Origin of the sequence: Flavobacterium lindanitolerans (assembly GCF_002846575.1) — a bacterium.
GTDB lineage: Bacteria > Bacteroidota > Bacteroidia > Flavobacteriales > Flavobacteriaceae > Flavobacterium > Flavobacterium lindanitolerans.
This window is the reverse complement of sequence record NZ_PJND01000009.1, coordinates 299,085-321,650: the sequence shown is the minus strand read 5'-3', so window position 1 is coordinate 321,650 and position 22,566 is coordinate 299,085. Positions and strand designations below refer to the sequence as shown.

Sequence of the window (22,566 nt, the reverse complement as noted above, 5' to 3'; positions counted from 1 at the left end):
GAAATTAATGATTTATAATTGATGCGTACTTTTTAAAGTGCGCATTTTTTTTACTCAATTAGGAAAATATTACCTCTTAATAAAAAAAACACTCCAGGTTTTCCTGGAGTGCTTCTGGGCATTAAGATCTACTACCACCGCGATCTTAATAATTTGGGCATATATAGAACAAGAAGCCCTATTTCTATCTCTATCTGCTATATGCCCGATTTAAAAGAAACCTAAACTTAATCCAATTATTAATCTTGTTTGATTATCTTGATAGTCTTCACGGCATTATCAGCAGTTACTTTAACCATGTAAGTACCGGCCGGCAGACCAGACATATCAATTTGTCCTTTGTCATTGTTTATTGTTCTTGTCATAACTTGCTGTCCGATAAGGTTGAATACGGCAACATCGCTGATGTTTTTGTCATAAGACAGATTCAGGATATTTTTAACCGGGTTTGGATATGCCTTAAAGGATGTCGCATCAAAATCAGGATTAGATAAAGCCACATCAAGAGAGATATTGTCAATATAAATCTGAGCCCTGTTTGTGATTGAATAAGCATTGAAACCAATATAATATATACCGCTGGTTTCTACTGTAAAAGTAGTAGACGATTCTAACTGAGAGTCGTTTACAATAGACGGATAATCAGCTAAATTCCTTGTCATCGCATTAAAATCTGCAGCAGTTCCGATGTTAACTTTCACACTTTCTACATAAGTAGTATTACCGCTGTTAGCATATTGGAATTTCAGCGTATAGTTAGTTCCCGCTTCCAGTTGTACACCATTACTATAGAACCATGCATTGGCCGGATTAGAAGAGTTATAGCTGTAATTCAGTACTTTAGAGTTGAATCCACCTCTGTTGATATTGTCTGTTTTCCAATTGTTACCCGTTCCGGCATTTTGACTTGAAGTACAAGCTGGCAATGCAGGCGTAGTTGCATCTTCAAAATCAATCAGATAAGGAACTGTTTGTGTTCCGCAAGCAGTTCTGAATGCAAATGGTCCAGCCCATGTGCTCTTGTCTCCGGAACCACAATCTCTGCGTACATAGAATTGATAAGCAGTATTGGCTGAAAGTCCTGAAATGGTGTGTTGGTTAGGTACTCCCGAAGCCATAGTTCCTGCACCTTGTGTAAATCCTCTAGGTCCATATTCAACGTCAAACAAAGTTCCGGCACTTACCCATGATAGCTGTGCAGTTGCAATTGTAAGATTTCCGGCTGTTCCTCCTGTTGGAGCAGGGCAGGATGGTGGAGTGATAACTTCAAAAGTATAATCTTCTGCTTCACCATTTCCTGAATTAAACGAACAAGCATCAGATGGACTGTTGTTATTAAAATCCATACGGATTCTCATTCTGTAGTTTCCTACAGGTGTCAACGCCGGAACAGTAATAGTTCCAGTAGCAGCAGCACCATATGCAGTAGTGTTGAATACTCTTTCAGAAGCTTCAAAAGTCATGTTGTTGTTCCAGTCAATCCAGATAGCAAAACCGGAACCACTGCTATAAGCCGCACTGAAATCTACAGAAGCACCTTCATATTGTTGTACTTTCATAGTAGTGTGGTTGGAATAACCGCCTGTTCCTATACTTGTATTTGTATTGCTGATGTTTGTCGCACCACCGGTAGTTGTAAAGCTATTAATATAGTAGCTTGTTGAGGTAGCGGTTGGCGTACAATATGCCGTTGTGAAACGGAATGGTCCAGCCCAAAGGCTCTTGTCTCCGGAACCACAGTCTTTACGCACATAGAACTGGTAAGCAGTATCTGCAGTTAAATCTGTAACACTGTATGGGCTTGTTACACCGGTACGTGTAGTTCCTGTGCCTTGTGTAAATCCATTTGGTCCGTATTCAACATCAAACAATGTTCCGTCGCTCGTCCAGGCAAGAAGTGCCGTTGTTGGAGTCATACTTGCAATGTTTAGATTTGTTGGAGGTATACAAGATGGCACAGCAATTACTTCAAGTGTATAATCTTCTGCTTCTCCATTTCCTGAATTAAATCCACAAGCGTCTGAAGGACTGCTGTTGTTGTAGTCCATACGGATTCTCATTCTGTAGCTTCCTATTGGAGTTCCGGCGGGAACAGTAATGGTTCCTGTAGATGATGCACCATACGCTGTAGTATTGAATACTCTTTCGTCAGTATCAAAAGCCATGTTTTTGTTCCAATCTACCCAGATAGCAAAACCGGAACCACCGCTGTATGCTGCGCTAAAATTGATTGTTCTGCCTTCAGATTGCTGTACTTTTAAGGTTGAGAAGTTGGAATAACCTCCGGTTCCTATTGCAGTACCTGTATTGCTAATATTTACATATCCTTCTGTAGTAGAGAAATCTCTGATAAAGTAAGAAGTAGATGTAGCAGCAGGAAGACAGTATCCGGTTCTGAAACTAAATGGTCCAGCCCATGGACTCTTATCTCCGGAACCACAATCTCTACGCACATAGTATTGATAATTAGTATCTGATGTTAATCCTGTAGCATCATAAGGATTTCCTACAGAAGACATTAGTGTTCCTGTTCCTTGCGTGAAACCTGTAGGACCATATTCCACATCAAATACGGTTCCTTCACCCATCCAGGAAAGCTGTGCCGTTGTAAAAGTCATATTTCCGGCACCCAATTCTGTTGGAGGCATACAGCTTGGAGGAGTAGTTACTTCAAAAGTATAGTCTTCTGCCTCACCGCTATAGTATACATCACCCCAATCCCAATCTTCATATTCAACAAATTCACAAGGGTTGTTTGGATTACTTGTATTGTTATCCATCATTATTCTCATTCTGTAGTTGCCCAGAGGTGTGCCAGCAGGAACAGTAATAGTTCCGGTAGCAGCTGAACCATAGGCTGTAGTGTTGAATACTTTTTCCGAAGCCTCAAAGGTCATGTTGTTGTTCCAGTCAATCCAGATTGAAAATCCGGAACCGCTGCTGTATGCAGCGCTAAAGTTTACAGTTCCGCCTGTAAATTGTTGTACTTTCATGGCTGTATAGTTGGAGTAACCTCCGGTACCAAAACCTGTATTCAGATTGTTGATGTTTATAAAGCCGCCAGTTGTTGTAAAGTTCTTTACAAAATAACTTGTCGTATTTGCCACAGGCTTACATGGCCCGGTAAAGAAACGGAAAGGTCCTGCCCATGGACTCTTATCGCCCGCACCGCAATCTCTACGCACATAGTAGTGGTATGCAGTATCTGGTGTTAATCCTGTAGCATTGTATGGATTAGCAACAGAAGAAACGATAGTTCCGGTTCCTTGCGTGAAACCTGCAGGTCCATATTCAACGTCAAATACGGTTCCTTCGCTCGTCCATGAAAATTGTGCTGTTGTATATACTATATTTCCAGCTCCTAATTCTGTTGGAGGCATACATGTTGGAGGTGTAACTACTTCAAGAGTATAGTCTTCTGCTTCTCCATTTCCGGAGTTAAACGAACATGCATTTGAAGGATTACTATTGTTATAATCCATACGGATTCTTAAGCGGTATTCGCCAACAGGCGTTCCGGCAGGAATAGTAAAGCTTCCTGTTGAAGATGAGCCATAGGAAGTCGTATTATATACCCTTTCGTCGGCATCAAAAGCCATGTTTTTGTTCCAGTCAATCCACATTGCGAAACCTGAACTGCCGCTGTAAGCTGCGCTAAAGTTAACAACTCCGGTTTCGTAGTGTCTTACCTTCATCGTAGTATGGTTTGAATAACCACCAGTTCCAATACCTGAATTTACGTTATTGATATTGGTGATTGCACCCGTAGTAGTAAAATCTTTTATTAAATAGCTTGTAGATGTTGCAGTCGGAACACAGTAGCCTGTATAGAAGCGGAAAGGTCCTGCCCACGCACTTTTGTTTTCTGCTCCGCAACTTTTACGCACATAGTATTCGTAGGAAGTTTCAGGAGTCAGTGCTGTAACATCATATGGGTTTCCAACAGAAGAAGCCATAATTCCTGTACCTCTGGTAAATCCTGCAGGTCCATATTCTACGTCAAATACAGTCCCGTCGCCCAACCAGGAAAATTGTGCCGATGTAAAGGTCACATTTCCTGCTCCAAGGTCTGTTGGAGGCAAGCAAGAAGGTGTTGGTATTACTTCAAAAGTATAATCTTCTGCTTCTCCGTTACCTGAGTTGAATCCGCAGGCATCAGAAGGGTTGTTGTTATTATAATCCATGCGGATTCTCATTCTGTAGTTACCCACAGGAGTTCCGGCAGGAACGGCAATACTTCCTGTAGACGAAGAACCATACGCCGTAGTATTGAATACTCTTTCATCAGTGTCGAATGACATGTTATTGTTCCAGTCTACCCAAATAGCAAAACCGGAACCACCACTGTAAACTGCACTGAAGTTGACTGAGCCACCTTCGAAGTAACTTACTTTCATAGAAGCGTTGCCAGAATTGTTGGTATAACCGCCTGCTCCAATACCGGAATTAGTATTGTTGATATTGCTTATTCCACCTGTTGTTACAAAATCTTTTATAAAGTAACTTGTAGAGGTAGCAACCGGAAGACAATAGCCTGTATAAAAGCTATATGGGCCAGACCATATGCTTTTATCGCCGCCTCCACAATCAGTACGTACATAAAACTGATACATCGTATTTGCTGTAAGTCCGCCAGGAGTATACGGATTTGCCACAGATGAAGCAAGTGTACCGCTACCTAATGCAAAACCTGAAGGACCGTATTCTACATCGAATAGGAATCCTTCACTCATCCATGAAAGTTGAGCTGAATTAAATGTAACGTTTCCGGCACCAAGAGCTGTTGGCGGGATACATGTTGGCGGGTCGCCAACTTCTAAAGTATAATCTTCTGCTTCGCCGTTTCCTGAATTGAAACCGCATGGATTGTCCGGATTCGACTTGTTGAAGTCAGCCAGGACTCTCATACGGTAGCTACCATTGGCAGTACCTGCTGGAATTGTAATTGTTCCTGTAGCAGAAGATCCGTATGATGTTGTGTTAAAAATTCTTTCTGAAGCTTCAAAAGTTGTATTGCCATTCCAATCAATCCATATGGCTAAGCCATAAGTTCCTGAGCTATAGACTGCCGAAAATTCAAATGAACCTCCGGCTGACTGACGTACAATTTTTGTAGTAGCATTTGAATAACCTCCGCTTCCTATTCCGGAGTTAGTATTTATAATGTTAAGAAAACCACCTGTAGTGGTAAAGTCCTTAATAAAGTAGCTGGTTCCTGTTCCTGCTGGTGTACAATAGGCTAGTGTACCTGCTGTAGCAGTTGTTTTTTGAGGCTGTAGCATTTCTGGTCCTGAGTAGGCATACAGAAAAATGCCCATGCCCATACAATACAGCAATGTGAGCCATTGCTTGGTTCGGAATTTCTTCCGATGGGGTTGAGTAAAATTTTTCATTCTAAGTATATTTGATTAAAGTTAAACAGGCGCTATCACAGCGCTATATTGTTGAAATTTTTAGTATATATAAAAGCCATAACAGAATGATGTGGCTCATATCCGTATGGCGTATTTTTCTTTTTCATTGAGTCTTATGCTAAAAAGTAAGGCGCTCTCCAATTTTTTTGACTCTGTATAACGCAATAATTTTCCATTTAATAAACTATGATGATTAAAATCTTTTTATGAAAAATGTTCGGAGAGCAACCTTAACATCTTAGCCCGAACTCTTATAATTTTGACTCCAACTAACGAAATTTAAATCTATACCCCCGTATGGTAAATCCCGTTGTTGATTATAAGAGGTCTTTATCTTCCAAAGTGTTTGGTCGTAATTATTTAAAAAGTACTTCCCATATTCATAAAACTAAACCATGAAAAAGCAGGGAAGCACTTTATAGTAGTTAAAGAAAGCTGCTCTTCATTTTTTATAAGTTATAATTGCTGTTAATCAAAATAAACTAATCTGAAAAAAATTACGCAAGCAGCTGTTCTTACCTTAATATTCTTTTATTCTTCATTCTATTCTGTGTGTAATTATATATAACTGTGAATTTTTAATCGAACGTTTTTTAAAGTGCCTCCGGGCTTTATTTTGTATTAACTAAACCTAAAGTTTATGAAGAAACTTGCAGAGGCACTTATTAAAAAAAAATTAGTATTTAGTATTTAATGCATTTTCATAAGTTGATTATAACAAGCCAAAGATTGTTTTTTGTTATAGATAAGGCAATACGAAAAAAGTATATGACAGTTATGAATGAGAATTTGATTGATATGATTCGATAAATGTATTTTGGAGTTTGACGTATGTGTGCACTTTGTTCTCTTAGAAAGGATGCAGGGTTTTACAGTAGTTTATAAAAAATAGTAAATAATTCGTGTATAGGTGTTTTAAACCTATAGTAGCATCAAACTCATTAAGTATTCTTCTATTTTTGCACTTGATTTCTTGCCAAAATGATTTAAACCTGGTTTAAATAAGAAAAACGCTAAGAGAAAAAGTGATTCAAAAATATATTATGGAACTGATAGACGTAAAAATTAGTAGAAGGCCAAAGTTGATTACAGGTGTTAAAATAAAAGAAGGAAATCAATGGGTTTTAGTGAATCATAATCTTGTAGATTATGTATTAGACGGATATTCTTTTATTAATAAAAAATATATAAAGAAAGTAGTAGAAGTATCTAAAGAAGTGATTGATTATAAGATAATTAAGATGAGGTATGATGAGGAAATATCCGATTCCTTTTCCGATTTACTACTTGAAAGTTATCAAAGTTTACTTTCAAGCTTTTTAAATACTTCAAAATTAGTTGCATTTGAATTTGAAAGTAGTGAATATTGTATTATTGGAGTAATTACTAAAATAAATGAAAAATCATTTAGAATAAATAAGTTGAGTACAAAAGGCATATTTTTAGGAGAAGAAAATTTTGAATTTAACTCTATAAGGATAATTGATATTGAAACGTATTATTTAAATGCTCTTGAGGGATTTTTAAATGAAAGTAAGAATGAAAAATAAGCTAACTGAAAGGATAAGTTATTCATAATTTGATATACCTCATGAACTATAAAAAAATAATAAGATTTTTCAGTATTCTTCTTTTTTTATGGTTCAGCATACACATCATCTACACCATCATTGATGGAAATAAAGACGAAGGGAAATCGGCTGATATAGCAGTAATTTTAGGGACAACCGTAAATACAGATGGTACTTTGTCTGAACGGTTGGAAAAACGAATGGAATGCGGTTTAAAGCTATACAAAGATGGACTCGTAAAAAAGATTATTGTTAGCGGTGGACTTGGAAAAGAAGGCTTTTTGGAAGGTGACAAAATGAAAGAATATCTGATAGAAAAAGGAATACCGTATTCTTTGATTATTGTAGACAATAAAGGCAATAATACTACAGCTACTGTAGCAAATGCAATTCAAATGAGAGATAGTCTGCATTACAACAGTGTTATTGTGGTTTCCCAATACTTTCACCTGACGAGAACCAAAATGCTGTTTAGGAAAGAAGGTTTTGAAAACGTAAGCAGCGTAAGTCCTGATTATTCCGAGTACAGGGATTTTTATTCGCTATTCCGGGAATTTTTTGCTTATTATTACGACCGATTAAAATAAGTATGATGGAGCCAATCATAAAAACACTTCCCATGACACGCCTTGTTGGAATACATAAGGAAATGTCGTTGGCGAATAACCAGACATTTGCACTTTGGAATGCTTTTATGCCCAGACGTAAGGAAATAACAAATAACCTGAATACTGATTTGTTTTCCATGCAAATCTATGATACCACCTATTTTGAAAATTTCAGCCCAGATAAGAAATTTACGAAATGGGCAGCCATAGCTGTAGGTAATTTTGAAAGTATTCCTGATGGTATGGAAAGCTATACCTTAGAAGGTGGGGAATATGCTGTTTTTTTACATAAAGGCGGACCCGAAACCGGAGCAGAAGTATTTGGATATATTTTTAACACCTGGCTTCCCAATGCAGATTATGTACTTGATAGCAGAGAACATTTCGAATTGTTAGGCGACAAATACAAACACGGCGACCCGGAATCAGAGGAAGAAATCTGGATTCCCATAAAACCAAAGGTAACTGATAAAACAAAGATAGCCGTAGCTCTTTTTGATAAGCTGGCCGATAGATATCAGGATAAATTTATGGACGTCGGGCTATATGCCGATTCGTTGAATCTGTTTTGCGACAATATTACAAAACCAAATGCCTCGATCCTGGAACTTGCTTGCGGACCAGGTAATGTGACCAAATATTTGCTCGGAAAACGTCCTGATTTTAAAATATTAGGTACCGACCTGGCACCCAAAATGATTGAATTGGCAAAAGCCAATAATCCCTCAGCAACATTCCGGTTGATGGACTGTCGTGATTTGGGTAAAGTTTCCAAAACTTACGATGGTATTGTATGTGCTTTTTGCCTGCCTTATCTTTCCAAAGAAGAAACCCAAAAACTTATTGCTGATGCTTACAATGTATTGGAACAAAATGGTTTGTTTTTTATAAGCACTATGGAAAATGACTATGAAAAATCCGGATGGGAAAAAGCAAGTTCCGGTGATTCTATCTATATGCATTATTATCCGGCAGAATTTTTACTTACGACACTAAAAACAAACGGTTTTACTATTATCGATGAACGTCGCAAAAAAGATGATGGACCGGGAAATACGCCCGTAACCGATTTATTATTAATCGCTAAAAAAATAAGGAAAAGAAGAAAAAAGGTCCTAAGATCCTAAGGAAAAACCTTAGCACCTCAGAACCTCAGCATCTCAGAACCTCAAAAAAACATTTTCCTTTCGGCAAAACAAATATTTTACCGAACTTTGCAATTCACTTCTTTTTAAAAAGAGCAAACAAATATATTTATGGGAATGAATAAAAACACCATTCTGGGCTGGGCAACCTTTGTTATGGTCCTGATGGGGCTGCTGCTAATTGGCTTAGGCATCTTTCGTTATGACGATGTAGCCGGTTGGGGTTTTGGGGCAGTAGGAATAGGCTTTTTTGCCATTGCATGGGTTTTCAGTTCGCTGAAAGGCCGTGTATAAAAAGCATACACGAGTTATCGATAAAAAATCCGCTAAAAGCGGATTTTTTTATGAATGGGCAAGTTTGCCCGGTGTAATACCAAACTTGTTTTTAAAGGCAGTCGTAAAATGCTGTACATACTGATAGCCGCAGTAGGCCGCTACTTCCTTAACCGGTTTATTTTCTTCCAGCAACATACGTTTTGACTGTTGCATCCTAATTTCATGTAAGTAGCCAAACACAGTGGTACCAAAAAGAATTTTAAAACCTTTTTTGAGTTTAAAATCATTAAGACCTACTTTATGGGCGAGCTCTAAAAGTGAATAAGGTTCTGATATGTTCTGTTCCAACAATTTTTTGGCATAGTAAATCTTTTCTACATCTTCTTTTTTTAGTTTTTCGGAAGTTGGGGTCAATTGTACGCTTTCAAACTGTTCAATCTGAAGCATGAAGAGTTCTAAGATTTTTGATTCCAAGTACAATCGCTTTAAAACACCTTTCCTTTGGCATTGGTTAATTTGCGAAAGGATAAGATTCATCTGTGCTGTTATGGGCATATGGTGCGGACTCAGGCAATTACTGATTTCCTGTTTGTCAATTTGCTTCAGAAACTTATCAATAGTCTTGCTTTCAGAATCAACAAAACGGTTGAAATAGTTTTCTGTAAAATGGATTTCAAAAACCTCGTTGGGTTTTTCCTGTTTGCCGCCCCTAAACTTTCCTTCAAAATTACTGGAATAAAAGAAATTATGCTGTTGAGGTCCGAATGAATAATCAAATTTGGAATTGAGCGATTCTACTTCGGCGCTTCCTGTCAAAGAAAAATGCATCTCAAATACAGAGAGGTCACTTTTGGCAACCAAACAAACTTCCTGATTCAATTGCGAACGGCGACGTAACGTATGTACACCATCAAACCATATTTCTGAAATATCAGTATACCCAATCTTGTTATCAAACAGTTGGGTTTCCTGTTCCACAATATCTGTTAACCCGTCATAAGCTGCATGAAAATCTTTTTCAAAAATAATTTCATCCAAATCGCTATCATTTATGGTAATTCTCATCCTAATCCGTTTTGCGTAAAACAACATCCGTCTTGCGTAACTAAAATAGGCAAGAATAGCAGACATTTGTACAAAGATAATTATTTAGAATCAATCTAAACAAATAAAAATCAAAAATGACAAAAGTACCAAAATGGCTGGGAGATACCATGGAAGTTGTGTATCAGCGATTCATGTATGAAACAGTTATAACCAATGTAGAATATTTAGATGAAAAATTAAAAAGAGTGCGTTTTGAAGGCGATTTCAGAAAGATAAAATTTATGCCGGGCAATGTAGTTAAAGTACGGGTTAATGATACGGAATACCGCCATTATACGCTATCTGCTTTTGATGCCAAAACAGGATTTTGTGAAATTGTATTCTATCTGCACGGCCTGGGACCGGGAAGCAACTGGGTAGAAGGATTAAAAATGGGGGATAGGGCAAAGTTGTTGGGTCCGGGTGGAAAACTTTATTACTCTGAAAACCGGGTAAACCATTTTTTATTTGGCGATGAAACTTCCTTAGGCTGGATGAAATGCATGGAAGAAGAAGCGGAACGCAGAGGCGAATTTTTCTTTGGTTTTGCAGAACTTGATGAACCGCATCAGGATTGGGCAGAAAGATTGGGCAGCTCCGTGAAAATTGTAGGCAAATCATCAGAATATCCCGCTCAGCCTGTTATCGACATTGTAAAGGAATGGGAAGAAGATTTTTGGCTAACAGCAGTAGATACGGTTTTTTATCTGACAGGACGGACAAAATCAATTCAGGCTTTCCGAAAGTTTTTGTTGTCAAAAGGAATCAGTAGTAAAAAGATAAAAACAGAACCCTATTGGGCAGATGGAAAAAGCGGGCTGTAACAGCCCGCTAATGTATTTCAGATATTGTTTATTAATGAGCTGAAACGGCTTTCAGTCCTACAATGGAAGCAATCAATGTTACAATAAAAAAGATTCTCCAGAAATTGGCAGGGTCTTTAAAAACAAATATTCCAAGCAATACGGTTCCTACGGCACCAATACCTGTCCATACAGCATAGGCCGTTCCAAGTGGAAGATTTTGTGTGGCTTTAATCAATAGCGACATACTAATAATACACGCAACAAGAAAACCACCATACCATGCATAAGCTTCATTGCCTGTGGCTTCTTTAGCTTTACCTAAACAAAAGGTAAAAGCAACTTCAAACAATCCTGCAATGATTAAGATAATCCAGTTCATAAACTTTTTTCTTTAAAAATTCCATGCAAAGGTCGGTTCTTAGGATGAAAATATTTTTTACAAATGATAAAAAGTGAAAGAGGTACTTGTGTTGTTAGGTTCTAAGCTTCTAAGGTACTGAGTTACTAAGTTTTTGTGCTTTTAAGTAAAAGAGAAATTATTAAAATAAGTTTTAGCATTTCTTATCATTAGATATAGGCTTCTTAGAATCTGTGTAATTGTTCTAATCTGTGGCGGGAATAGAAAGAGGTGCTAAGTTGCTGAAATTCTAGGGTGCTAAGTTTGTTTTTTTAGGTAAAAGAAAAAATGGTTGAAATTAGCATTCTTTCTTATTTTATTTCAGCCCTGATTCGGCTAAGGCTTACTTGTGTAATTCCCAAATAAGAAGCAATATAGCCAAGCTGTATTCTCTGGACAAAATCCGGATTTTCCTCCAACAATTCCAAATAGCGCTCTTTAGCAGACTTGAATAATTTGGAAATAAGACGTTCTTCGGTTTGCACCAAAAGCCGTTCTGCAAATTTGCGTCCCCAGTTTGCTATTTGGATATCTTCAAGAAAAAGCTGCTGCAGGTCTTTATTTTTGATTTCATACAATTCGCAGTCCTCTAGCAATTCCACACATTCATAACCGGGAAGATTGGCTACATAGCTTTTCATGGAAACAATAGGGTCGCCTTCCTTACCAAACCAAAAAGTGATGTCTTTTTCTTCTTTTGGAGCAAATGCCCTGACCATGCCTTTTTTGATAAAATAAATAGAAGTTTCGTTTTTATCAGCTTCCAGGAGCGTATGTCCTTTTGACAATTGTATTTCGCCGCTATATCTCAGGATTTTTTGAGCCGCTTCTTGAGAAAGCGGATATATTTGGTTCAGTATTTCGTGAAGTTTCATTTATGATAAATGTTTCTGCAAGGTAAGTTTTTTTCGGAAAAATGGAAAGAGGATAAAAGAGGTGCTAAGGAGCTAAGGTTCTGAGGTACTAAGTTTATGTGTTTTGTGTACCAGAGGAAGTTGTTTAAAAGAAATCTGTATAATCATTCCAATCTGTGGCTAAAAGAGGTACTAAGATGCTAAGGTTCTGAGGTACTAAGTTTGTGTGCTATAGGTGTAAAAGAGAAAATCTTTGAAAGTAGTTTTTGTAGCTTCTTTCATTTAATATATATTTCTGAAATGTGTAATCATTTTAATCTGTGGCTAAAGAGGTACTAAGTTGCTAAGCTTCAAAGGTGCTAAGTTTATGTGTTTGTGTACAAGAGGAAGTTTTTTAAAAGAAATCTGTATAATCATTCCAATTTGTGGTTAAAAAAGGTGCTAAGTGACCAACGTATTTAGTTACTAAGTTTGTTTTATATGTGAAAGAGAACTTATTTAAGTCAGTAGGGCAATCAATTTACCATAAAACTTGTGCATGGCCATTTAAAACAGCAGAAAGACGTTAATTTTGTTGTAAAAGAATTGTCCCAAATCCAACGATGAAAGAAAAAGCTTATTTTTGAAAGGCTTATATAATTTTTTAAACAGTACTGAATTGATGAAAATTACTTCTCTTATTGCTCTATTCTTATTTGCAGTTCAGCTTGCTTTCAGCCAGTCTGAAAACCCAGTGCATGGAAAGGTAACCACCGAGGGTTTTCCAACTGCCGGAATTGAAGTTATCAATCAAACAAGCGGTTCAGTGGTTGTGACAGATGCTTCGGGAAAATTTTCTATCAAGGCAAAAGTTGGCGATGTTCTGATTTTTGCAGGAAAAAATTATACATCCAGAAGGGTTACTCTTAATCAGAAAGATTTTGGAAAAACGGGTGTTGAAACAAACATGAACCAGGAAGCGATACAGTTGGTAGAAGTAGAGATTAAAAAAGAAGTAGATGATGTGAAACCAGAACCTCCGGCTGTAGCTCCACTGCGTTCGGTAGATAATATACTGAACTCTCCAACGAATATGATGGTCTACAACGGTGCCATAATTCACGGTCTTGATTTTGTAGCCATAGGTAAAATGGTTGGAAATCTTTTCAAGGGTAAGAAAAAAGACAAGGTAATATCCAACATAGAAATGAAGGAATATATTTCTGATAATTTCAATAAAGACTTTTTTCTCAATACTTTACAATTAAAAGAAGATGAAATAGAAATTTTCCTTGAATTCTGTTATGCCGATGCTAAGATGTCAACTCTTATCAATAATAATAACGTATTGGAAATAACCGATTTTTTGATTTCAAAAAAAGAAGAATTCAGAAAACTAAAAAACTAAGGCAACCCAATAAGTAAAAATCCAGTTCTTTTTTTAAGCCTTGCCCACACCTAATAATATCTTTGCGGCTCTGCGCCTTTGCGAGATATTTTCACGCAAAGGCGCAGAGCCGCAACTATAAATTAAATTTAAAATGAGAATACTATCCGTAAGGCATGAGCCTGAATATAAAGACATAGCCATAAAATACCTTCAGCAAAACTGGCCTGAAGTTTCACCTATCATGTATGAAGACTGTATTTCAAACTGCATTGGTGCCGAACAATTTCTGCCACAATGGTATCTGTTGGAAAAAGACAATGAAATAATAGGCTGTGCAGGATTGATAACCAACGATTTTATCAGTCGCGGAGATTTGTATCCCTGGATTTGCGCCTTATACATTGATGAAGAACATAGAGGAAACAATTATGCAGCCCTGCTTTTAGAAAAAGCAAAACAGGATACAAAAACTGGCGGATTCAAATACCTGAATTTGTGTACGGACCATGTTGGATATTACGAGAAATACGGTTTCCGATATATTGGTCAGGGATATCATCCCTGGGAAGAAGAATCAAGAATCTATCAAATAGAAGTGTAAAGTAAAGTAATATTTTGTCCTTATAATTCTATTGAGGTCTTTTTTACCTTCTTTCTATTTCCGACTTCTTTGCAGCTTGTGAACACGAATTAAACGCTTAATTGAAAATTAGAGTAGAATGGTGTCTGTTTACATTGATAGAATTTTACAAATTTTAATAGTATTAGTTTATAATTCAGAACTTGAGAAAGCTCCGGTATTTCTTCTATTTGTCTTTTTAAATCCTGACTGCTTGTCAAAAAGATAGTGTGTAGCACCTTTGGTTTTTGCATCGATTTAATATTTTTAAATTTCTATATTTGGCTTCTAAATCAAGTACTACCATTTAAACTATCTTAAAATGAAATTGAAATTTACGCTTTTATCTATTGCTTTCTCAACAATAGGTTGCTTAAATGCCCAAACCGGTTTTAATACTACTGCTGTGAACTGGACCTTGCCTCAGGGTGGCTATTTAAGTTCGATGGCGACACATGGCTTTAATGCCATCGCTGATGGAGACACAGGCAATATAGACGGTGACCAGACATGGACCACAATGGACATGAACGGTGACGGCAAGCCGGACCTGGTAGTCACTTCACAGAAAGTGACTATAGGGAATTATGGTGTTGGTACCGCATTTGGCCTGCCTTCAACCCCTCATTGGAAAGTATATCTAAACAATGGAAACGGTTATAACACTACTGCTATAAACTGGACCTTGCCTCAGGGCGGCTATTTAAGTTCGATGGCTGTACATGGCTTTAATGCCATTGCCGATGGAGACACAGGCAATATAGACGGTGACCAGACCTGGACAGTAATGGACATGAACGGTGACAGAAAGCCCGACCTGGTAGTCACTTCACAGAAAGTGACTATAGGGAATTATGGTGTTGGTACCGCATTTGGCCTGCCTTCAACCCCTCATTGGAAAGTATATCTTAACAGCGGGAACGGTTTTGCCACCACGGCTGTCAACTGGACCTTGCCACAGGGCGGCTATTTAAGTTCGATGGCTGTACATGGCTTTAATGCCATTGCCGATGGAGACACAGGCAATATAGACGGTGACCAGACCTGGACAGTAATGGACATGAACGGTGACAGAAAGCCCGACCTGGTAGTCACTTCACAGAAAGTGACTATAGGGAATTATGGTGTTGGTACCGCATTTGGCCTGCCTTCAACCCCTCATTGGAAAGTATATCTAAACAGCGGAAACGGTTTTGCCACTACGGCTGTCAACTGGACCTTGCCACAGGGCGGCTATTTGAGTTCGATGGCGGTACATGGTTTTAATGCCATCGCCGATGGAAGCACAGGCAATATAGACGGTGACCAGACCTGGACAGTAATGGACATGAACGGTGACAGCAGGCCCGACCTGGTAGTCACTTCACAGGAAGTGACTATAGGGAATTATGGCGTTGATACCGCATTTGGCCTGCCTTCGACCCCTCATTGGAAAGTATATCTAAACAGCGGGAACGGTTTTGCCACTACGGCTGTCAACTGGACCTTGCCACAGGGCGGCTATTTGAGTTCGATGGCGGTACATGGTTTTAATGCCATCGCCGATGGAAGCACAGGCAATATAGACGGTGACCAGACCTGGACAGTAATGGATATGAACGGTGACAGCAGGCCCGACCTGGTAGTCACTTCACAGGAAGTGACGATAGGGAATTATGGCGTTGATACCGCATTTGGCCTGCCTTCAACCCCTTATTGGAAAGTGTATCTTACTGGCTCAACATTGGGAACAGACCCTTTTGTTGCTAATAAAAAAGAAATAGTAGTGTACCCAAATCCTTCTAATGGAAAATTTTTGATCAAAGCGGAAACTGAAAACATAAACGTAGTAATCAATGATTTGGCCGGTAGAACCGTATCAAATCAAACTGGAACGACGATTGACTTATCGGGTTATCCGCAAGGTATTTACCTGATGAATATTCAGATTGAAGATGAAATGTTTGTGAAAAAAATCATATTAGAATAAAACATAGGATTAAAATAGGCAGAAGTTTCAATGGCTTCTGCCCAAAATATTAGAATTTGTATTGGAGATATTGCAAAATTCCAACAAATAAAGTCCCTGCTCTCAAGGATTGAATGCTAATTAAACCCAAAACCATCGCTTGCTTTTTTTTTATTTAAGACTATCTTTGTTGCCATAGTTTTAAGTTTTGGCTGATATAAGGTTTAATGTCAAAGGAAACCTAATGCGGGAACATTTGAGTAAACAAAAATCTGAAATTAAAACATTGTAAATCAAATATTTAATATAATTTAAATTTTATATGTCAGACGATAAGAAGGTAATTTTTTCGATGCAGAAAGTAAGCAAGACTTACCAAAGCAGCGACAAACAGGTATTAAAAAATATATATCTTAGTTTCTTTTACGGAGCTAAAATCGGTATTCTCGGACTTAACGGTTCGGGAAAATCTTCCTTATTAAGAATCATCGCCGGAGTAGATAAAAACTATCAGGGTGATGTGGTTTTTGCACCGGGTTATACCGTTGGTTATTTAGAGCAGGAGCCGCAACTGGATGAAAACAAAACCGTAATTGAAATTGTAAGAGAAGGTGTGGCTGAAACCATGGCTGTTTTAGACGAGTTCAACAAAATCAACGACCAGTTTGGATTACCGGAAGTTTATGAAGATGCAGACAAAATGGAGAAACTGATGGACCGTCAGGCTGAACTTCAGGATAAGATTGACGCTTTGGGTGCCTGGGAAATCGATACCAAGCTGGAAATTGCTATGGACGCATTGCGTACTCCGGAACCGGATACACCAATTAAAGTGCTTTCCGGAGGAGAAAGAAGACGTGTGGCATTATGCCGACTTTTATTACAACAACCGGACGTACTTTTGCTCGATGAGCCTACCAACCACTTAGATGCTGAATCTGTATTGTGGTTAGAGCAGCACCTTGCACAATATTCCGGAACCGTAATTGCTGTAACCCACGACCGTTATTTCTTAGATAATGTTGCCGGTTGGATTTTGGAATTGGATAGAGGTGAAGGTATTCCGTGGAAAGGAAACTATTCTTCATGGCTTGACCAGAAATCAAACAGAATGGCACAGGAAGAGAAAGTGGCTTCCAAAAGAAGAAAAACATTGGAGCGAGAGTTGGAATGGGTACGCCAGGGAGCCAAAGGCCGCCAGACCAAACAAAAAGCGCGTTTGCAAAACTACGACAAGCTTTTAAACGAAGACCAAAAGCAACTGGATGAAAATCTGGAAATCTATATCCCGAACGGACCTCGTTTGGGAACAAACGTTATCGAGGCTAAAGGCGTAGCAAAAGGCTATGGCGACAAGCTTTTATACGAAGATTTGAATTTTACTTTGCCACAAGCCGGAATTGTGGGTATTATTGGGCCAAACGGTGCCGGTAAGACCACTATTTTCAGAATGATTATGGGCGAGGAAACTCCGGATAAAGGAGAGTTTACTATTGGAGAAACGGTTAAGATTGCTTACGTAGACCAAAGCCACTCTAATATTGACCCTAATAAGTCCATCTGGGAAAACTTCTGCGACGGACAGGAATTAATCATGATGGGAGGAAAGCAGGTAAACTCAAGAGCCTACCTGAGCCGATTTAACTTTGGAGGAAGCGACCAGAATAAAAAAGTAAGTACGCTTTCCGGTGGAGAAAGAAACAGATTGCACCTGGCAATGACCCTAAAAGAAGAAGGGAACGTATTGCTTCTGGATGAGCCTACCAACGATTTGGATATTAATACGCTTCGTGCTTTGGAAGAAGGTCTGGAAAATTTTGCAGGCTGTGCCGTGGTTATTTCCCACGACCGTTGGTTCCTGGACAGAATCTGTACACATATTCTTGCTTTCGAAGGAAATTCTGAAGTTTATTTCTTTGAAGGAAGCTTCTCTGATTATGAAGAAAATAAGAAAAAACGCCTGGGTGGCGACCTGACACCAAAACGTATCAAGTACAAAAAATTAATACGAAATTAAAAAGTAACAAAATCTCGGTTCATACCGGGATTTTTTCATTATATAAGTATATTTGGATAAAAATTATCTATGCCCCGAAATAGAATAATTTCATTTGTTCTTATCTCATTATTTTTTTACAATCAGTCCTTTTCACAGGAGAAAGACTCATTAAACAAAGTAAGGGTTAAGATTTATGATCTCATATGCAAAGCAGATGGCCTACTCATAGACCTGAAATATATGGAATCGCTGCAGGTTTCAAAACAGGCTCTCAATCTGGCTTACAAAAACAAGCAATATGACTATGTTGCGATGTCCTACAATACTATTGCCGGTTGCCATGAAGAGCTTTTGAATACAAAAATGGCTCTTGCTTATTATAATAAGGCACTCCAATATTCACTGAAGACCAAAAATGACACCATAAAAGATTGGATTCATAACAATATTGGCAACATCTACAATTTTGTAATTAAAGATTACGATAAAGGAATCTACCATTATAAAAAATCATTACAATACGCCAATAAAGGAAAAGATACCACAGAGATTATCTTTACGGAAATGAACCTGGCCTGGGCTTATTTTAATAAAAAAGATTTTGAACAGGGTTATCCCTATGTTAAAGATGTTGAAAAGCATCTTGATAAATATGGCGATATCGAATCGAGAGTGATTGTAAACAATCTTTTAGGAATGTATTACAGCAATAAGGGAGATGCCAGGCGGGCCGGTTTTTATTTCAGGACTGCAATTGATTACGGAATCAGATACAAACAACAAAATGCTCTGGCAGATGCTTATGCCGAATATTCAAAACACCTGTATGAAATAAAAGATTATAAAAATGCGTATCTGAATAAAGTCAATTATGAAAAGCTGAAAGATGATTTGCACAATCATGAAAAAATGAAAAGTGCCCAGATAGCAGGCGTTCAGATTGAATTGGATGAATCGAGAAGAAAGATTGATAAAATTGAACTCGAAAAATATGCACAGCAGGAAAATCTGAAAAATTCTAAAATCATCGTTATACTATTCCTGGCCATCCTTATCATTTTACTACTGTTGCTTTATACTTTCTATAAAAACAGTATCTACAGAAAAAAAGTCAACCAGCAGCTTTTGGAAAGTAATGCCGAATTAAAAATTGCAAAAGACAAGGCCGAAGAATCTTCCAAATTAAAAAGCCAGTTTATTTCTACGGTAACCCACGAATTGAGGACTCCTTTGTATGGCGTCATAGGAGTTACCAATTTAATTCTGGATGAACATAAAGAATTGGAAAATAGCCCACATATCAATTCCTTAAAGTTTTCGGCGCGCTATCTTCTTTCGCTTGTCAATGACCTGCTTCAGATTCATAAAATAGAAGATAAGAAAATTGTTTTGGAGGAATTGCCGCTCAATATTATGGATGAAATTGAAAAGGTCAAGGAAGCCTTACAGTTCATTGCCATCAAAAACAAAAATAAGGTACTCATTGATGTAGGTATAGAAATACCGGAATATCTGATAGGCGATAAACTGCGTTTGTCACAGATTTTGGTAAATCTTACCAGCAATGCCTTAAAATTTACACAAAACGGAACTATACGATTAACCGCAGCATTGGTGAAAAAAGTAGGCAATATACATCACGTCAAATTTGAGATTGTGGATAATGGCTGTGGGATTGCGATAGAAAACCAGAACAAGATTTTTGAAAAATTTGTACAGATAGACCGGAAGGAAGGAGATTATCAGGGAACAGGGCTTGGCTTGTCTATCGTAAAACGTCTTTTGGAGCTTTTAGGAAGTACTATTCAACTGGAAAGTAAGGAAGGAGAGGGCACAACAGTAACATTTATCATTCCTTTTGAATATGATGCCAATGCCACAAAATCTTATATTGAAAACATAGATGTTGATACAACCAATAGTTCTTCTTATAAAATTCTGGTGGTAGAAGACAACAAAATCAACCAGATGGTAACCAAAAAAATCATTGAGAAAAACAATTACAAATGCGTTGTTGTTGATGACGGTTATGCCGCTCTTGAAATTCTTGACAAGGAAAATTTTGATGCTATCCTGATGGATATTAATATGCCGGTCATTAACGGATTTGAAACTACACGAATGATTCGTGACAAAGGTATTGACATTCCTGTAATTGCGCTTACTGCATTTGATAAGGATGAAATTACAGACGAAGCCAAATTGTCCGGAATGGACGACATCCTCATAAAACCATTTGAACCTCTGCGTTTATTTCAGATTATTAACAGCCAGATTGCTAAGCATGTACATTAGCTTATCTGAAATTGATTTCGGCATAAATCGGAAGGTGGTCAGATGGATAACGGCAATCTTTTGAATCGCTCAATGTGGCAAATTTGACAACTTCCATCGTATTCCTGTTGATAAAAATATAGTCAATTCTTGTAGTCACCGGCTTATTAAATTCAAAAGCATTAAAAGTACCTTCGGGACCAAATACAATGCCTCTGCATACTTTTTGGGCATCGTCCATTTGTTCCTTAATCAATTGCAATGGTCGCGTATCAGCTTCAAGGTTGAAATCGCCGGTAAGGACAACAGGAAGATTGTCTCTGTTAATTTTTCTGATTTTTTCTAAAATAAGTTTAGAACTTTCGGCTCTGGCAATATCACCAACATGGTCAAAATGCGTATTGAACACCCATACTTTCTTTTTGTTTTTCTTGTTTTGGAACAAACCGTAAGTGCATACTCTGTTATAGGCCGCATCCCAACCTTTTGATGGTTTTTCAGGAGTTTCAGATAGCCAGAAAGTATTTTCTTCCAAAAGTTTGAACTTATCAGAGTTATAGAAAATAGCACTATGTTCTCCTTTTGATTTTCCATCGTCTCTGCCTTTCCCAATAAAACCATAACCGGTTAACGTACTGTCAATATAGCTCATCTGTTGCGGTAATGCTTCCTGTACGCCCATAAAATCCGGCATATAGAATTTCACCTGGTCTGTCAGGAATTCTTTTCGTTTTGACCATTGGTTATCGCCATCACTTTGGGTATCGAGACGGATGTTGTAGCTCATGATTTTAAGGTCTTGAGAAAATGTTACCTGACTTGCAAGCAGAAGAAAAAGAAAAACAGATTTCATGGTAGAGGAGATTATATCAGAAATACAAATTTAAGACAAAAAACGCTGGTTAATACCAGCGTTTCTTATTCTTTTTTGAGGCATCCGATTTTCTCGAATTATTTCCTTTAGATTTATTTTTATGACGGAAATCAGGTTTTGCATCCGGATTAGGTTCTTCTTCGTCTTTCCACGGATAGGGATGGTCGCCAATTGTTTTGACATTGACTTTGATGAGTCGCTGAATATCTTTCCAGTAGACTTCTTCGTCTTTGGAACAGAATGATATGGCAATACCACCATTTCCGGCACGTCCGGTTCTTCCAATTCTATGCACATAGGTTTCCGGAACGTTAGGAAGATCAAAGTTGATGATGTAAGGCAGCTTGTCAATATCGATTCCTCTTGCCGCAATATCGGTAGCAACAAGCACACCAACTTCCTTACTCTTAAAACTGTCCAATACGCGCTGTCTGGCATTTTGTGATTTATCACCATGAATGGCTTCAGCAGCTACGCCCTGTTTTCTTAGCGCTTTGACAACGTTGTCAGCACCGTGTTTGGTTCTGGCAAAAACAAGTACATCAGAAATTTTTTCATTTCGGATTAAATGGTATAATAATTTTCGCTTGTCAGTTTTATGAACAAAATAAATACGCTGCTCTACAGTTTCAGCCGTTGTTGACGGAGGAGAAACGGAAACATATTCCGGTTGGTTCAGGAAAGTTTCAGCCAATTCGCGGATAGCCATTGGCATAGTAGCCGAAAATAAAAGCGTCTGCCTGTTTTTTGGCGTAAGCTTTACTATCTTTTTCACATCATGGATAAACCCCATGTCAAGCATCTGGTCGGCTTCGTCCAGAACCAGGGTATGAAGGTGGTCAAGATTGATAAAACCTTGTTTGTGAAGGTCGAGCAATCTTCCCGGTGTAACGATTAGGATGTCAACGCCCTTTTTTAGCAGTTCTACTTGTGGCACTTGCGAAACACCACCAAAAATGGTTAGCTGTACCAGATTGGTATATTTTGCATAGGCATCAAAACTTTGTCCTATTTGTACGGCCAATTCGCGGGTAGGCGTAACAACGAGCGCCCTTATTTGTTTTGTTTTCTTAGCAGAACCTACAATACGGTGCAAATGATGAACAATAGGAATAGCAAAAGCACCGGTTTTTCCGGTACCGGTTTGTGCACAGCCTACCAAATCATTTCCGGCCAGTATAATCGGGATGGATTTTTCCTGGATAGGAGTGGCTTCAATGTAGCCAAGTTCGTGAACGGCTGTTTGTATACTTTTAGAAAGAGATAAATCTTCAAATAACATAAAATCAAATTTAATAGTTGCATTAATTGCAAATATGCGGCAAA

At 38.0% G+C, this 22,566-nt stretch carries 16 protein-coding genes; 10 read left to right on the top strand and 6 right to left on the bottom strand.

Going from position 1 to position 22,566, the window contains the following annotated elements; all coding sequences use genetic code 11:
- Window positions 1-239: 239 nt before the first annotated feature.
- Window positions 240-5,393 carry a GEVED domain-containing protein gene (locus B0G92_RS14045; protein ID WP_101472689.1) on the bottom strand — a complete coding sequence of 1,718 codons (5,154 nt, stop codon included), beginning with the start codon at window positions 5,391-5,393 and terminating at the stop codon, window positions 240-242.
- Between the two features lie 1,064 nt (window positions 5,394-6,457).
- On the opposite strand from B0G92_RS14045, the gene B0G92_RS14040 reads away from it, so the two are divergent.
- The 4 genes from B0G92_RS14040 (at window position 6,458) to B0G92_RS14025 (ending at window position 9,032) form a co-directional block, all read left to right on the top strand.
- A complete protein-coding gene (locus B0G92_RS14040; RefSeq protein ID WP_143395049.1) occupies window positions 6,458-6,964 on the top strand; it encodes a hypothetical protein in 507 nt (168 codons plus the stop codon).
- Window positions 6,965-7,005: 41 nt separating this feature from the next.
- Window positions 7,006-7,572, top strand: coding sequence for a YdcF family protein (locus B0G92_RS14035; protein ID WP_101472687.1), 567 nt, complete (start codon window positions 7,006-7,008; stop codon window positions 7,570-7,572).
- Between the two features lie 2 nt (window positions 7,573-7,574).
- Entirely contained in the window at window positions 7,575-8,720 is a 1,146-nt protein-coding gene (locus B0G92_RS14030; protein WP_101472686.1) for a GyrI-like domain-containing protein, read from the top strand.
- A 129-nt stretch (window positions 8,721-8,849) separates the two neighbouring features.
- A complete protein-coding gene (locus tag B0G92_RS14025) occupies window positions 8,850-9,032 on the top strand; it encodes a CAL67264 family membrane protein (protein ID WP_056073191.1) in 183 nt (60 codons plus the stop codon).
- 48 nt (window positions 9,033-9,080) lie between these two features.
- Here B0G92_RS14025 and B0G92_RS14020 read toward each other — a convergent pair whose 3' ends face one another.
- Window positions 9,081-10,079, bottom strand: coding sequence for a helix-turn-helix domain-containing protein (locus B0G92_RS14020; protein ID WP_180326452.1), 999 nt, complete (start codon window positions 10,077-10,079; stop codon window positions 9,081-9,083).
- A 116-nt stretch (window positions 10,080-10,195) separates the two neighbouring features.
- On the opposite strand from B0G92_RS14020, the gene B0G92_RS14015 reads away from it, so the two are divergent.
- Window positions 10,196-10,924, top strand: coding sequence for a siderophore-interacting protein (locus tag B0G92_RS14015; RefSeq protein WP_101472684.1), 729 nt, complete (start codon window positions 10,196-10,198; stop codon window positions 10,922-10,924).
- Window positions 10,925-10,955: 31 nt separating this feature from the next.
- Here B0G92_RS14015 and B0G92_RS14010 read toward each other — a convergent pair whose 3' ends face one another.
- Together B0G92_RS14010 and B0G92_RS14005 are read right to left on the bottom strand one after the other, a co-directional pair.
- Entirely contained in the window at window positions 10,956-11,285 is a 330-nt protein-coding gene (locus B0G92_RS14010) for a DMT family transporter (protein ID WP_056073199.1), read from the bottom strand.
- 329 nt (window positions 11,286-11,614) lie between these two features.
- Window positions 11,615-12,178 carry a Crp/Fnr family transcriptional regulator gene (locus B0G92_RS14005; protein ID WP_101472683.1) on the bottom strand — a complete coding sequence of 188 codons (564 nt, stop codon included), beginning with the start codon at window positions 12,176-12,178 and terminating at the stop codon, window positions 11,615-11,617.
- 640 nt (window positions 12,179-12,818) lie between these two features.
- Between B0G92_RS14005 and B0G92_RS14000 the strand changes: the two genes are divergently transcribed.
- From B0G92_RS14000 to B0G92_RS13980, 5 genes are all read left to right on the top strand, one after another.
- On the top strand, window positions 12,819-13,544 hold the full coding sequence (locus tag B0G92_RS14000; protein ID WP_101472682.1) for a hypothetical protein: 726 nt from the start codon (window positions 12,819-12,821) through the stop codon (window positions 13,542-13,544).
- A 133-nt stretch (window positions 13,545-13,677) separates the two neighbouring features.
- Complete coding sequence (locus B0G92_RS13995) at window positions 13,678-14,127, top strand: GNAT family N-acetyltransferase (protein ID WP_101472681.1); 450 nt, start codon at window positions 13,678-13,680, stop codon at window positions 14,125-14,127.
- A gap of 340 nt (window positions 14,128-14,467) precedes the next feature.
- The gene (locus B0G92_RS13990; RefSeq protein ID WP_101472680.1) at window positions 14,468-16,114 is read left to right on the top strand and encodes a T9SS type A sorting domain-containing protein; all 1,647 of its coding nucleotides are present in this window, start codon (window positions 14,468-14,470) and stop codon (window positions 16,112-16,114) included.
- 301 nt (window positions 16,115-16,415) lie between these two features.
- Complete coding sequence (gene ettA, locus B0G92_RS13985) at window positions 16,416-18,110, top strand: energy-dependent translational throttle protein EttA (RefSeq protein WP_101472679.1); 1,695 nt, start codon at window positions 16,416-16,418, stop codon at window positions 18,108-18,110.
- 69 nt (window positions 18,111-18,179) lie between these two features.
- Window positions 18,180-20,387, top strand: a complete 2,208-nt coding sequence (locus B0G92_RS13980) for an ATP-binding protein (RefSeq protein WP_101472678.1) — start codon at window positions 18,180-18,182, stop codon at window positions 20,385-20,387.
- Between the two features lies 1 nt (window position 20,388).
- Here the strand turns inward: B0G92_RS13980 and B0G92_RS13975 are convergent, their stop codons facing one another.
- On the bottom strand, window positions 20,389-21,219 hold the full coding sequence (locus tag B0G92_RS13975; RefSeq protein WP_101472677.1) for an endonuclease/exonuclease/phosphatase family protein: 831 nt from the start codon (window positions 21,217-21,219) through the stop codon (window positions 20,389-20,391).
- 49 nt (window positions 21,220-21,268) lie between these two features.
- The gene (locus B0G92_RS13970; RefSeq protein ID WP_056073218.1) at window positions 21,269-22,522 is read right to left on the bottom strand and encodes a DEAD/DEAH box helicase; all 1,254 of its coding nucleotides are present in this window, start codon (window positions 22,520-22,522) and stop codon (window positions 21,269-21,271) included.
- Window positions 22,523-22,566 lie beyond the last annotated feature (44 nt).

What these genes read in the sequence shown, in the direction of transcription:
- B0G92_RS14040 (WP_143395049.1), top strand. Translation starts at nt 6,458, where the DNA reads ATGGAACTGATAGACGTAAAAATTAGTAGAAGGCCAAAGTTGATTACA.
- B0G92_RS14000 (WP_101472682.1), top strand. Translation starts at nt 12,819, where the DNA reads ATGAAAATTACTTCTCTTATTGCTCTATTCTTATTTGCAGTTCAGCTT.
- B0G92_RS13995 (WP_101472681.1), top strand. Translation starts at nt 13,678, where the DNA reads ATGAGAATACTATCCGTAAGGCATGAGCCTGAATATAAAGACATAGCC.
- B0G92_RS14010 (WP_056073199.1), bottom strand. Translation starts at nt 11,285, where the DNA reads ATGAACTGGATTATCTTAATCATTGCAGGATTGTTTGAAGTTGCTTTT.
- ettA (WP_101472679.1), top strand. Translation starts at nt 16,416, where the DNA reads ATGTCAGACGATAAGAAGGTAATTTTTTCGATGCAGAAAGTAAGCAAG.
- B0G92_RS13990 (WP_101472680.1), top strand. Translation starts at nt 14,468, where the DNA reads ATGAAATTGAAATTTACGCTTTTATCTATTGCTTTCTCAACAATAGGT.
- B0G92_RS14035 (WP_101472687.1), top strand. Translation starts at nt 7,006, where the DNA reads ATGAACTATAAAAAAATAATAAGATTTTTCAGTATTCTTCTTTTTTTA.
- B0G92_RS13975 (WP_101472677.1), bottom strand. Translation starts at nt 21,219, where the DNA reads ATGAAATCTGTTTTTCTTTTTCTTCTGCTTGCAAGTCAGGTAACATTT.
- B0G92_RS13980 (WP_101472678.1), top strand. Translation starts at nt 18,180, where the DNA reads ATGCCCCGAAATAGAATAATTTCATTTGTTCTTATCTCATTATTTTTT.
- B0G92_RS14015 (WP_101472684.1), top strand. Translation starts at nt 10,196, where the DNA reads ATGACAAAAGTACCAAAATGGCTGGGAGATACCATGGAAGTTGTGTAT.
- B0G92_RS14030 (WP_101472686.1), top strand. Translation starts at nt 7,575, where the DNA reads ATGATGGAGCCAATCATAAAAACACTTCCCATGACACGCCTTGTTGGA.
- B0G92_RS14005 (WP_101472683.1), bottom strand. Translation starts at nt 12,178, where the DNA reads ATGAAACTTCACGAAATACTGAACCAAATATATCCGCTTTCTCAAGAA.
- B0G92_RS14045 (WP_101472689.1), bottom strand. Translation starts at nt 5,393, where the DNA reads ATGAAAAATTTTACTCAACCCCATCGGAAGAAATTCCGAACCAAGCAA.
- B0G92_RS13970 (WP_056073218.1), bottom strand. Translation starts at nt 22,522, where the DNA reads ATGTTATTTGAAGATTTATCTCTTTCTAAAAGTATACAAACAGCCGTT.
- B0G92_RS14020 (WP_180326452.1), bottom strand. Translation starts at nt 10,079, where the DNA reads ATGAGAATTACCATAAATGATAGCGATTTGGATGAAATTATTTTTGAA.
- B0G92_RS14025 (WP_056073191.1), top strand. Translation starts at nt 8,850, where the DNA reads ATGGGAATGAATAAAAACACCATTCTGGGCTGGGCAACCTTTGTTATG.